Here is a 12,060-nt window from a genome sequence, read left to right as displayed (position 1 = left end):
TTATGAGCCGCTAAGGCTTATGGCTTTAATAGCTAACGAGTTTTTATTGCCGTTAGCCATGCAGCGTGTATGATAGTGATGAATAATTCATCACTATCAAGGTTTGTTATGCAGATTAAAATGTTCGCCCTATTGTTGCCGCTATGCTTAGCCGCATGCTCAGACAACCCCCCCGCTGAAGCAGAAAAAACAACTGCCAACAAAGCAGTAGCGCAAACTAAACTACAGCCGCTGCCAGAAAACCACCCACAATTAGCCGTGCCAAAGAAAACCTTATCAGCGGCAGACTCAAAGCCGGTGTCAGAGAAAAGTATACAGGCCGCTAAAGATGAATTAACTGCACTGATCACTGATCCGCAATGCGATGCTATCGAGCAATGTAAAGTACTCGCCGTCGGCAGTCGAGCCTGTGGTGGCCCAAGTAGTTATGTAGTTTATTCAACTAAAACAGCTGAGCAACAACAGGTGGAAAAACTAGCTAAGCAAATTACTCAGCTTGAAAGTAACTATAATACACAAAACCAGATGGTCAGCATTTGTCAGCATTTAACTGCGCCAAGCACGCAGTGTGTTGAAAATAAATGTGTTAAACTTGAAGGCTCAGCAGTCAGTGTATTCTAAGGACAAGATTATGAGTTGTTTGCCACCAGCCATTAAATTATCAATTGCTAGTATTGCCACGAGCCTGTTACTACTCAGTGGCTGTGCTAGCACCACAAGCAATGATCAACAGGCTAGTTTAGTAACACTGAACAGCCAGCTAAACGATATTGTCAGCAATAACAGCTGCACTGCTAGTTTTCAATGTAAGGTACTTGAAGTAGGGGCACGTGCCTGTGGTGGGCCAAGCAAATATGTTGTTTACTCTACATTAAACTCGCCCCAAGAGCGCGCAGAACAAATTGCGCAGCAAATAACCAAGAAACAACAAGCACAAAACAGTATAGAGGGCTTAACCGATTGCTTACCGGTGCTTGAAGTACAATCGCTATGTATTGATCAGCAATGCCAAGCATTTGAAATCAAGTAACGCTCAGTATTGAGAGTTCATCTGCAGCGTTAATTTAAGCGTGGAATTAACGCTGAAATAATGGCGACCATGATCAGGCAGCCCGCCGCTTTAATAATATACTCCAGCGGCATCTTGTTCTGTATCCAATACGCATAAATAAAGCGCACAAAATAACTTGCCGCAGTGCCAAATAAAGCAAAAATAAATAGATACGCAATTAAAATTATATTCACGGCAGCTCGCTATTAAACAGTTTAAGCCCAGTGTAAAGACTTCACTGTAATAACGCAAAACTAGCCTTTAGTAGTGTGCGCAATTAACAGCTCTGCCACTTGCTGCTTAACCGCTCGCTTATCGTCACTGGGTACCTGAAATCGATTTGCCAATTGGGCTATTTCGTCATCATTTAAATTAAACGATAAACGCTGCCGCGTTTTTTTCGATTTAACATCTAACCCCAGTATTTTGCGGATCATGTCTGAAGGCGTGAGCTCCTGGTCAATGGCTTGCTTTTTTATCGACTTTTGTACTTCGCTACTTAAATCAAAAGCCATTTGGGTCGCCCGCACTGCCTGCTCCTGGCGCAACCACTTTTCTTTTGCATCACTCACTGCGCATCTCCCGGAAACAAGTCAACAATATCGCTAATCGGGCGAGTTAGGGTTAATGAAACTTCGGTTTCGCCGCCTTGCCAAATTTCAATGTTTAAGCCATGTTTTTCATCGTCTGACAGCAAACAAATCATTTCACAAGGCTCGCCACCGTCTTGTTCGTATTGCGGTAAAGCGTGCTTGCGATAGTCTTTATTATGGAAGTAACACACATAGGGTGCTTCACTTTGTTGATAGCTGCTCGCTAAAAACTGCGTAAAACGCTCAGGGCTATTGCGTGTTTCAATATAAGTTAACGACTCTTCATCAAAAATACGGGCAAACTCATCCAGGCCAAATATTTCGGCTACATCGTCACGCTGAATTTTTATTGAAAAATGCGCCCACTGCTCGCCATCTTGTTGCTCTATTTGTAAGAACACCACCTGCCCGCTATTGCTCTCCAGCACCAACTCAGTATCACTACTGTGTTGATATTGATAGGTTTGCACATCAACAACACGCAATGTTTGGCCTTTTAACCAAGCAGGGTAAGCAAATGAGTCAATAACCGTAACCATGTCACCTTTGTGCAGTTCACTGGCATGGTTTAGTTGTCGTTGAGGGGCTTTTTTAGATTTGAAAAAATTAAACATCGCAAGGTGCCTCTGTAAGCAAAAAAGGTAACTGAGCCAAGCTTAGTTACCTTTTCAAGTATAAACGTAAATATTAGCTATTTTGCTTAGCTTTAATGCGCGCTAAAATATCGGCGCTTTTCGGACTGCTATCACCAATCCCGGCCTCTGCCATTTTCGCTTTTAAGTCGTCGCCATTTACGTCAGCCTCAAGTTGCTTTGCCGCACCAAGCTGGTCGCTACGATCTTGTTGACGCTGCTTAATACGCTCAAGTGACTGACGCGCCGACGTCATTGATGAGCTATTGGTATTTAGTGTGCTGTTGACGGCCATAGTGGCCTGTTGCACGCTTTCAGTGGTTTTAACCATAGTGAGCTGACGTTGGTTTTCTTTAATCGACTTTTCGGCCTCTTTCACTTGCTGCTTAAGCGTAACAATATGGTTACTAAAGCCGGCTAACACTTGCTCGTTTTCCGCTTTTTCTGCTTCAAACTCACCAATTTTCTCTGCAATCTCTAGCGCCAGTGCTTCGTTGCCTTTTTCAAGGGCTTGACCTGCATACGCTTCATGTTCTGCAATTGATGCATCCACTGCACTGATTTTGCGCTTCGTTTGCATCTCTTTGGCCATCACTTCAGTGAGGCTTTTTTTCGCACGGTGCAATGCATTTTGTGCATCAGCAATCTCTTGCTCAAAAATACGAATACCATTTTTATCAACAATGGCTTCGCCTGCTTCACGTGCGCCACCGCGCACTGCGGTAAATAACTTTTTTAAAATACTCATAATCTTAACTCCACTCACTATTAATCGTTTAAATACAGGGTCACGGCTTCAAGTGCATCAATGGCGTTATCGGCTAATGTCACTAGTTCGTGGGTCACATCATCTAATGATGAGTTGACCGACAGTGCACCAAAAATCGCGTATTTATTATCGATTTTAGCAAATGCACTTAATGGAATCGGCACGTTTAAACGCAGTAACGTTTCGTTTAACTCGTTGCGTAATTCCGGCTTTACTTCATCTTCGTCAAACAAGTAGCTAATACATAGCAGCTGCTCTTGCGTTTGCGTTACAAAAATTGGCAGCTCGTCATTGCCATCAACAATTACTTGCAATACATCTTGCTCACCGGAGTTGGCAATCAAGAAAGACTCAAAGTTAGCGCCTTCAGTTTCAAATGAAGCTAGTTTTATTGAAAGTTCGTTTAATTCCATGTCTCTGCCTTTTATTGTTTGACATATTATGTCTGAGTTAAGATTCTCATGGCCGACATATTATGTCAACCATGTTTTATTAATTTTTGTACAATTCACTTTCTATCTGCCACGCAGTGCGGTAGTAATCGTACAGCTGGCCCGAGCCTAAGCTATTGACCTTAATATCTTTCACGTGTTCAAAGTAATTGTTTGGAAACACAAAACTGGCCAGTAAATATTCTTTACTCAGCCACCTTGATGGCACCGTCAATTTGCTAACGGCGTTAATTCGCGCGCTGGCCGACTGGCCCATTTTGGTGGCGATGGTCCACCCCCACTGGCCAAACGATGGAATATTTTGCTGATACTGCTCAACATGTGCAAACCCAGCCGCTTTAACCGTTTTAGCAATACTTAAAAATGCCTTTTTAGCGTGGTAAGGCGAGGTCGACTGCACCGCCATAGCACCATCGGCCGCGAGCAATTGCCGCACATGATTATAAAAGTAATCACTGTACATTTTGTTGAGATCGGGGTGATTAGGATCGGGCAAATCAATCAAAATGGTGTCAAATTGCGCGGCTTGATCGAGCAACTTTTCGACCTCTATAAACGCATCGCCAATGATAATGTTAGCGCGAGGATCGTGCATTGCGCTGTTATTCAATTGCAGTAAGCGCTTTGCAATATGCGCGGGGGGCGTAAACTCCTCGTTTTGATGGCCAAACAAGTTCAATAGCTGGCCATCAAGATCAATCAGTGTTACGGCATTGACCGGCCATTTTAACACATCTCTTAATGCTAAACCGTCACCGCCGCCAATGATCAGCACTCGCTCATGACGGTTCGACGCCAGCATTGCTGGGTAAACCAACATAGAGTGATAGATTTGCTCGTCAATACTGGAAAACTGTAAACGACCGTTTAAATACAGATCGGTGATTGGCTGCGGCTGGTTTTTACTTAAGCGTTCGGTAAGCACTACATGCTGATACTTAGTCGCCTGAGAGTAAATAACCTTATCTTTATAAAGCACATTACTGAGGCTATTCATCCAACTGCTACCAAACAGCAGAATAAAACTAAACAGCAGTAGCAGCAATAAATGACACACCAATAACAACTTAGCAAAGCGTACATAGCTATGGTAGCGCCATAAAAATACCAGCCCGGCAATAATATTAAACAGCGCGGTCCAGGCAGCAGCTTGCATTATCGGCATCGCCAGCATAATACTCACCCAAATGGCCGCGCCTATTCCCGCCCCAATGTAATCAGCCCCATAAATTGTGCCGGCATTGTTTTCTAAAAATCGGCCATAAACATGCTGGCGTATTCGCGCAATCAGCGGGATCTCCATACCAATAAACAAACCCAGTATTAAGCCAAATACGTAAGGTAAAAAACGGGACCACTGCTGCAGCTTTTGAAACACATAGCCGTTTAGCACCACGTCGGGAGGTAAGTTAAAAATACTGGAAAATAAGTGTGGCAGTGAATAACTAACAGCTATCACACTGGCTATCGCTAAAATACAGCCCATACCAATTAATGCGATTAGGCTTTCTAGCCACGCAAAAGCAGTAAACGCATCGTTAAACCAGCGTGCTAAAAATGCGCCAATGCCCATCGCCACTATCATGGTGCCAATCATCGCATAAATAGCGCTTTCTACTGAGCCAAGTACCCGCCCGGCATAGTGCGACAGTAAGTATTCATAAATAAGGCCGCACCCTGCGAGTACGGCCATAACAGTGATAAGTAAAATATCGTGCCCAAGTAAACTAACTTTACTGCGGCGAGTATTCGTTGCTGACACGTGATTATGCGCCTAATAAGGTTGCCATGGTAATACCGACCGCAAATGATAACGCAGCAGAAATAGCGGCTACCCCTACATTTTTTTGACGATTCACTTCATCGGAAATATCGCATCCAGATAAAATTATTTTGATGGTCACTAAGTGCAATAAAATAAACAAACAGAGGCTCACAACCGCACTCACTGCCCAATAGCAAAGGCTAGCGCTAATATTGTCTGCAGCATAAGGTGCAACACCTGTGGCTGCTGTCATCGCCAGTGCACTGCCTACTAAAAAGCCTGCATAACGAATGCCCACCGCTAAGTTACCATCAATTATCGCTTGTTGCAGGCAGTCACCGCTTCTATTCGTGCGCTTAAATAATTGCACACGGTATTGACTCACTAACAACAATACTAAGCTACCAATTACAAACGCAGCCACCACTATGGGTAAACCATGCCACCCCTCGGTTGCAACCCATAACAGTGCGGAGCGAATAACAATGGCGACACTCACTACATGACCGAAGTCGATAACGGCCGCGGTTGTGTTACCTTTAACAATTTCGTTATGCAGGCTCACCTTACGCAGTGCCACTTTATCCTGAAAGAAATGCCCTAACTTAATCAATAAAATGGCCAATGCGCCATAAGCTAGCATCTGCAGCGCTTCTTGCTGTAACGACACCGCAAACGCGCCACTACTGACACCGGTCAGGACGATTGCTAATGCCACTAACCCCGCCGCAAAGCTAATACCAAATGCAAAGTTATCGCGTTCCGTAATTTCATCATTGGCATGTAAATTTGAGACCCAGCCTTTAATATATTTAAGACTCACAAACAGCAGTACAATAATTGCAAAATCAATCGCTAATGCTTGCAGCGCCCACATAGTTATTCCATTAAATTCATACATATTATTCTAACTCCACGTTATTCTTTTACTTACCACGGCTCACGCCACGAGAGGTTCGACTGCCACTGTTACGGACTGTTCCTGAGCTATTACTGTAACTACTCGCACGTGAGTAACTGCTGCGGCTTTTAGGTGGGGTGTAGCTACTGCGGCTTAACCCAGACGCCCCGCTTTTTTTACTCGCATAAGGACTGGTGAACTGTTTGCCTTGGCGCTGATATGATTGCCGCGTGCGGGTTTCGAGCGCGCTTTGCGTTTTAATTTGTTTCGGGCTTGAATAGCGCGCGCGGCCATAGTCGTTATAGTAACTGTATTTTCTGCGCTTGCTCCAGCTACCATATTCAACACGGTCAAACACATCACCTAAAATACGGTACATGCCATACCACTGCCAAAAGCTGATCCCGTTATTATTACTTTGCCACTGGCCATAGTTAGGGTTACCTACCAGTTGATTACCAACCCCCTCGCCTTCAGCCTGCTGACTAATCGCGCCAACACGGGCTAAACTGCCGTTAGACATATCGGCAAGCATATTAATAGGATCGGTTAACGCATCGGAAAATAGCGCCGGTTTCGCCGCTTCACGCAGTAAATCGATGCTGTGCAGTGTGTCTTCATAGGGAGGAATAAGATACGTCGCTTTTATATCTTTAAGGCGCTGTGTTAAACCACTATAAAGTGCACCTTGTCGCGTTGCATCAAGGCTAATAACATCCACTACCTTGTTAAGCTCTGGTTGTTGCCGTTTCAGTAACTGACCGTACTCTTTAAGCAACACAGCGTTGCGTAAGCTACCATTATCAAGCGCGCTACCAAGCTGTGATAGCTCAACATCGGCCTTTTTTATTGATTCCTGAATTGTTTGTTGCAGTTGCTCTTCTTTAGATTGGCAACCCATAAGCACTGCAAACAAGCAAACCAAGCTGAAAAGTTTCCACGCTTTTATATTCGACATTCATGTCACCTGAGTTACAAAATTACTTGGTTAGTCTTACACAGGTCAGTTGTTAAGCCAACAATGAAATTGCAACAGTAATCGCGCAATTAACTGCAACTCAATTTACTAAGCCGTTAAATCAGCAATAGCGTTGCATTTATGACCATATACTAATAAAGTTAATGGTATATATTAGTTAAAAGATAATAAAACCTCCGCAAAACCTGCATAAATGATTCGCTACTCGTGTGTTTTGCTGTACTTTAACGGCTTAGTCGTTACTTATTTATATAATAATTAAGGATAAATACCCAGTTATACTGATGATAATTCAAATAGGGATGATTGAATTACGGTTTAGGATAAAACTTAATGTTTCACAGTATTCGCTATAAATTTATTATCATTACCACACTCTCTATTATTGTGAGCGCTAGTTTAGTTTTTTTCCTTGCTATCAATAAACACGAAGACCTTTACCGCCAATCGGTAGAAGAAAATTTAGATGCTTTATCTTCAAATATAGCCGACAACTTACTCTGGGTAATGTCAGACAAAGTCGATTCATTCTCTATTACTACGGAGCTATTAGGCCTAGATAGATATGAGCACATTAAGTTCGTCAATGTATTCGATACAAACTGGCAGCTGATTCAATATTATGTTCACCCAAATTACCTAAACTTAACTAATTTCAAACCCGAATTAGTTACCTTAACTCCGCAAAGTCTACCTCGAGGTGTTGCCGCAACCGCAGAGGGGTTAGTCGCATTAAAAACCATTGGCGAAGAAAGATCGCCGCTTGGCTATCTATTAATCGTACAAGATTACGAAAAACCACTAAAACAAAGCAAAGTAAGCCTCTTTTACAACACAGTACCGTTTGTAGTCATGGTGATTGCGTTTGCTATTTTAATTTCTATTTGGATATATCAGCTGTTATTTACTCCTTTATTACAGCTGTCAAAATTCACTCAAAAAGTCGCAAAAACGGCAAACTACAATTTAAAATATACCGCGCTGGGTAATGATGAGGTTTCTCAATTAGGTGACGATATTAATAACCTATTAAAAACCATTGATTCCGAAATAAAAACCAACAAAAAACACACCGCCAAATTGTTAGAACAACAGCAATCAATGCAGCACCTTGTTAACTACGATATTTTGACTGGCTTACCAAACCGGATGTACTTTTTACAGCTATTAAAGAATGAATTAATACTTAGTAAACAAGCCGGAGAAGATATTGCATTGATGTTTTTTGATATTGATAGCTTTAAAGGCATAAACGACACACTCGGTCATGAAATTGGCGACTTACTGTTACAAGCCGTTGCAAAACAAGTCACTAGCCACTTACGTGATAATGACGTTATTGCACGTTTAGGGGGCGATGAGTTTTTAATTATGCTGCCTAATATTGCCGATAAACATACTGCTATCACCATTGCCGAACGTATTCTTGCAGGGTTAGAGCAGCCCTTTAAGCTCAATAATTGGGATGTACCGTGTGGAGTCAGTATTGGCATTGCGAGTGCTCAAGATGCTGATTACGATATGAATACCTTTATTTTCAATGCCGATATAGCCATGTATGCGTCAAAACAGCATGGTAAGGGCTCCTACACTATTTTTAACAAAGCAATGCTAGAAAACAACAAGCGCAGAATTAAAGTTGCTAACCTAATAGACCGCGCTATTACAGAAGATGAATTTAATATTTTGTACCAGCTTAAAATATCAGCAAGCGGAAAGGTTACCGGATTAGAAGCCTTGATCCGCTGGCAGAACAGCGAGTTAGGCTTTATTTCACCCGAGGAGTTCATACCAATTGCCGAACAAGCTGGCAAAATTAAAGCGATCACTAAATGGGTGATCACCCGGGTGTTTAACGACCTCCCCGTGTTGCAACAAAAAATAGCTGCCGATGTATTAGTTTCTATTAATATATCCAGCCATGACTTACATGAGCGTAACTTTATTCATCTCATAAAAAGTAAATTAGCAAAATATAATGTTGATATTCGTAATATTCAATTTGAAGTCACTGAGTCAAGCTACCTAGAAAACTTTACTCGAGCAAATGAGTTTTTCCGTAACATCAGTATGATGGGAGGCTCAATTGCCCTTGATGACTTTGGCACCGGCTATTCATCACTGAGCTATCTGACCAAAATAGAAATAGACACCTTAAAAATAGACCGCATGTTTATCAATCAGTATGCCAGTTCAGGAAGAGACACGGCGGTGCTACAAACGATGCTTGATCTAGCCAAGCGCTTAGAACTTAAAATTTGCTGCGAAGGCATTGAAACAATAGCGCAAGCAAATTACTTATTAGCCAATGGGGCCGATGAAATGCAAGGCTACTATTTCGCCAGACCCGTCGGTATGACTGAATTATCTGCGGCGATTACCCAAGCCGAAACACTATTTACCAAGCTAAGCTAATAGAGTAAATAAAATGTACCTTTTGTTGTTACAACTTATGCCTAACCACAAAGCTAGATAGCATTTTTTGCAAATGAGATCACAGTTAGCTCATTGGGTAGTTTTGTATCCGCAGGTAAGTAGGCAACGGAATTTTCTACTTGCTGCAAATACTCGATAACAGCTTGAATAGAGAGTAGCTCAACGGGGGGCTGACTACGCCCGGTAAATTTCATTTGCGCCCAGTAAGCTTGTACTCGCGACTCAGTCAAACCCACCACCTTAGTATTAAAGTCGGCGCGTAATGGGTTTCCAGGCGGCAAATTAACCGCTTTAAACTGTCGGCTCAACGCTCCCCCCATATAAATATGGCGAATTTGCTGCTTGCTCAACACCAAGTTTTTATCCGTCGAGTTAACGACAATAACAAGATCTAATGCTTGACTGTTGGCTGCGTCTACAGAGTTAATAATGCTCATCGTTGCTAACAATAGTAACAACATCATTCTGCTCGCATATGTTTGGTGAGTACGGCTAAAGGTACTCATTAAAACACCCAGTCTAAACCAATTAGGTATAAGTTTGCCTTACGATCAAAATCGGCCCCATCTTTAATAGTAAAGAATGAATTTTCCCCCATCCTTCCCTCTAAAGTCGAAAACTCAACTTTTAAGGCTAGATTAGGCAGTACATCCCAGCGTGCTCCTAGGGTCCAGGTTTTCAAGGCGTCTGGCTGTGATTGAATAAAGACCCCTTGATAAGCCATAGCTAATTGATCTAGGCTAGGGTTAACACCAAGTGGAATTTCAGTTTCGGCAGTGCCAATTTTTACGTCACTATCACCAAATGTTAAATGATAGGTAAAAGCCGAATGGTTAAACCCAGCGGTTAAGTAGTAACTTTGCATTTTGGGGACAAATGCTAAATCAGTTTTAATTTTTATCCACTCGGCTCTAAAAAAATAATCTAAATTATCATAAATCATACTAAACTGTTCAGCATAGGCATCGCCGTCAGTTTTGATTGAGTCCGCACTTTTATTAAAGTTAAATTGCCTCAGCTGAGCCTGCAATTGAGATAATCGGTTTATATCAAGCTGTAAATCAGTATTGTATTTAGCGACCCTAAACTCAAGGTTATCTACATTAAGCTTGCCGATAATACCCATTAAATTATCTGCTTTAAAACCAGTAACCTTAGTACCGATATCAACATCACCACTCTCTGCGCCATAATAGCCCTCTATGCTAATATCAAAGTTATCTGTCGCAAATTTATAAATTGCATCAATGCCATTAAAGGTTTTAAACATATAGGTATCATAAACTTGCTGTGGTGGATTGATCCAGGGGTAGGCAAAGCCTACATCTGAAAAGTCACTCATAGCAAAGAAGGGAGCACGCAGTTTACCAAGCTTAATTTGTAGGTTATCGGTAGCACGATAGGTGATGTAGAGCCACTCTAACCCTGAATTTTTCGACGCAGTGGAGTTATCTGTTCTGGCAACAAATTGTCCGGTTAAGGACCAGTTATCATTAAAGTGATAATCAGCTTGTACGCCTATTAAGCTGGCGGGTTTAAAGTTAATGTTATTGTCATAACCTTTATACTCAGCATGTTTTTCATCTAAATAGCCACCTATAATTCTAACATAGCCAGAAAATTCGAAATCATCGGCCAGCGCAGGAAAGTTGCAGAGTATAATTATAATGGTAACGAACTTAGCTATGTGATGTCGCATTAGAGAATAAATAGTCCTTTATAAATGCTGTCTAATCTAAAATGTAAGCCGTGTTTTACATCCCTGATTAACAATCAATTAAATCGCTTATAAATCATTGTAGTCAATTCAGACAATATTGGTACATAAAACAAGCGAATTATCTAATCTATAGTGATTTCGGGCTTCGGGCTTACAGAGTTTGCTTCATTTGAGTGTCCGTCTAGCGGTTCAATGTAATTTATTGCAAACGCAAAGGATTGACGCTTCAATACTGATAGCTAACGACTGAACGCTTTAAGTAAAATAAGTTTAGAGCGGTATTCACAAAGAGGCGCTGCGCTTAGAAGAAGGGATCGCTTGGTATGGTGCCTACAGCAATGAGGAGTCACAGTGTAAACATGATGCTATCCCTTGGCTGAGGATAGTCGCTATTGCGTGTTTCCTAGCCCCTATCCCCTCGCACCTAGTACCTTGCGTTTCACTTTTCTACAGACGTAAAAAAGCCCGACTCAGCGAGTCGGGCTTACTTATATTTTGAGTGGGTGTGCTACACAGTGTTAGCATGTCGTGGTAAGGCCTTCGAGAGTACTGGGCTGTTATTCTTTTACCTTTTCACCTTGTACCTTTCAACTGTGATTTCACTTTCCTGTAGACGTAAAAAAGCCCGATTCTTTCGAATCGGGCTTTCTTGTATTGGGAGCCTGGTAATGTCCTACTTTCACATAGCAAATGCTACACTATCATCGGCGCTGTTTCGTTTCACTACTGAGTTCGGCATGGGGTCAGGTGGGTCCAAAACGC

Annotated in this window: 13 protein-coding genes and 1 rRNA gene; 3 read left to right on the top strand and 11 right to left on the bottom strand. The window is 42.1% G+C overall.

Features of this window, described 5'->3' with window-relative positions:
- Positions 1-108: 108 nt before the first annotated feature.
- Together ABYB02_RS09730 and ABYB02_RS09725 are read left to right on the top strand one after the other, a co-directional pair.
- Positions 109-621, top strand: coding sequence for a hypothetical protein (locus tag ABYB02_RS09730; protein ID WP_372762273.1), 513 nt, complete (start codon positions 109-111; stop codon positions 619-621).
- 10 nt (positions 622-631) lie between these two features.
- Positions 632-1,030, top strand: a complete 399-nt coding sequence (locus ABYB02_RS09725; protein ID WP_372762272.1) for a hypothetical protein — start codon at positions 632-634, stop codon at positions 1,028-1,030.
- A gap of 29 nt (positions 1,031-1,059) precedes the next feature.
- Here the strand turns inward: ABYB02_RS09725 and ABYB02_RS09720 are convergent, their stop codons facing one another.
- The 8 genes from ABYB02_RS09720 to ABYB02_RS09685 form a co-directional block, all read right to left on the bottom strand.
- On the bottom strand, positions 1,060-1,245 hold the full coding sequence (locus ABYB02_RS09720; protein ID WP_372762271.1) for a hypothetical protein: 186 nt from the start codon (positions 1,243-1,245) through the stop codon (positions 1,060-1,062).
- Positions 1,246-1,305: 60 nt separating this feature from the next.
- A complete protein-coding gene (locus ABYB02_RS09715; RefSeq protein WP_372762270.1) occupies positions 1,306-1,623 on the bottom strand; it encodes a hypothetical protein in 318 nt (105 codons plus the stop codon).
- The gene (locus tag ABYB02_RS09710) at positions 1,620-2,258 is read right to left on the bottom strand and encodes a DUF4178 domain-containing protein (RefSeq protein ID WP_372762269.1); all 639 of its coding nucleotides are present in this window, start codon (positions 2,256-2,258) and stop codon (positions 1,620-1,622) included. Before ABYB02_RS09710 ends, ABYB02_RS09715 begins: the two co-directional genes overlap by 4 nt.
- A gap of 73 nt (positions 2,259-2,331) precedes the next feature.
- Complete coding sequence (locus ABYB02_RS09705; RefSeq protein ID WP_372762268.1) at positions 2,332-3,024, bottom strand: PspA/IM30 family protein; 693 nt, start codon at positions 3,022-3,024, stop codon at positions 2,332-2,334.
- 20 nt (positions 3,025-3,044) lie between these two features.
- On the bottom strand, positions 3,045-3,458 hold the full coding sequence (locus ABYB02_RS09700; RefSeq protein ID WP_372762267.1) for a YjfI family protein: 414 nt from the start codon (positions 3,456-3,458) through the stop codon (positions 3,045-3,047).
- 79 nt (positions 3,459-3,537) lie between these two features.
- Entirely contained in the window at positions 3,538-5,259 is a 1,722-nt protein-coding gene (locus ABYB02_RS09695; protein WP_372762266.1) for a polyamine aminopropyltransferase, read from the bottom strand.
- A gap of 4 nt (positions 5,260-5,263) precedes the next feature.
- Positions 5,264-6,163, bottom strand: a complete 900-nt coding sequence (locus ABYB02_RS09690) for a DUF350 domain-containing protein (RefSeq protein ID WP_372762265.1) — start codon at positions 6,161-6,163, stop codon at positions 5,264-5,266.
- 25 nt (positions 6,164-6,188) lie between these two features.
- Positions 6,189-7,121 carry a CHAD domain-containing protein gene (locus ABYB02_RS09685; RefSeq protein ID WP_372762264.1) on the bottom strand — a complete coding sequence of 311 codons (933 nt, stop codon included), beginning with the start codon at positions 7,119-7,121 and terminating at the stop codon, positions 6,189-6,191.
- A 354-nt stretch (positions 7,122-7,475) separates the two neighbouring features.
- On the opposite strand from ABYB02_RS09685, the gene ABYB02_RS09680 reads away from it, so the two are divergent.
- Entirely contained in the window at positions 7,476-9,557 is a 2,082-nt protein-coding gene (locus tag ABYB02_RS09680; protein ID WP_372762263.1) for a putative bifunctional diguanylate cyclase/phosphodiesterase, read from the top strand.
- A 53-nt stretch (positions 9,558-9,610) separates the two neighbouring features.
- On the opposite strand, the gene ABYB02_RS09675 is transcribed toward ABYB02_RS09680, so the two are convergent.
- From ABYB02_RS09675 to rrf, 3 genes are all read right to left on the bottom strand, one after another.
- On the bottom strand, positions 9,611-10,084 hold the full coding sequence (locus ABYB02_RS09675) for a hypothetical protein (protein ID WP_372762262.1): 474 nt from the start codon (positions 10,082-10,084) through the stop codon (positions 9,611-9,613).
- A complete protein-coding gene (locus tag ABYB02_RS09670) occupies positions 10,084-11,277 on the bottom strand; it encodes a hypothetical protein (protein ID WP_372762261.1) in 1,194 nt (397 codons plus the stop codon). The genes ABYB02_RS09675 and ABYB02_RS09670 overlap by 1 nt, the downstream gene beginning before the upstream one ends.
- 681 nt (positions 11,278-11,958) lie before the next feature.
- Positions 11,959-12,060 (bottom strand): 5S ribosomal RNA (rrf, locus tag ABYB02_RS09665); the annotation flags it as partial.

It is taken from the genome of Pseudoalteromonas sp. (genome assembly GCF_041613455.1).
In the GTDB taxonomy this organism is placed as follows: Bacteria; Pseudomonadota; Gammaproteobacteria; order Enterobacterales; family Alteromonadaceae; genus Pseudoalteromonas.
This window is presented reverse-complemented; position numbering and strand designations above follow the sequence as displayed.

Bases quoted from the DNA above. Each gene is read 5' to 3' on its own strand.
- ABYB02_RS09700 (WP_372762267.1), bottom strand. From the start codon at position 3,458: ATGGAATTAAACGAACTTTCAATAAAACTAGCTTCATTTGAAACTGAA.
- ABYB02_RS09730 (WP_372762273.1), top strand. From the start codon at position 109: ATGCAGATTAAAATGTTCGCCCTATTGTTGCCGCTATGCTTAGCCGCA.
- ABYB02_RS09670 (WP_372762261.1), bottom strand. From the start codon at position 11,277: ATGCGACATCACATAGCTAAGTTCGTTACCATTATAATTATACTCTGC.
- ABYB02_RS09710 (WP_372762269.1), bottom strand. From the start codon at position 2,258: ATGTTTAATTTTTTCAAATCTAAAAAAGCCCCTCAACGACAACTAAAC.
- ABYB02_RS09705 (WP_372762268.1), bottom strand. From the start codon at position 3,024: ATGAGTATTTTAAAAAAGTTATTTACCGCAGTGCGCGGTGGCGCACGT.
- ABYB02_RS09675 (WP_372762262.1), bottom strand. From the start codon at position 10,084: ATGAGTACCTTTAGCCGTACTCACCAAACATATGCGAGCAGAATGATG.
- ABYB02_RS09690 (WP_372762265.1), bottom strand. From the start codon at position 6,163: ATGTATGAATTTAATGGAATAACTATGTGGGCGCTGCAAGCATTAGCG.
- ABYB02_RS09680 (WP_372762263.1), top strand. From the start codon at position 7,476: ATGTTTCACAGTATTCGCTATAAATTTATTATCATTACCACACTCTCT.
- ABYB02_RS09725 (WP_372762272.1), top strand. From the start codon at position 632: ATGAGTTGTTTGCCACCAGCCATTAAATTATCAATTGCTAGTATTGCC.
- ABYB02_RS09685 (WP_372762264.1), bottom strand. From the start codon at position 7,121: ATGTCGAATATAAAAGCGTGGAAACTTTTCAGCTTGGTTTGCTTGTTT.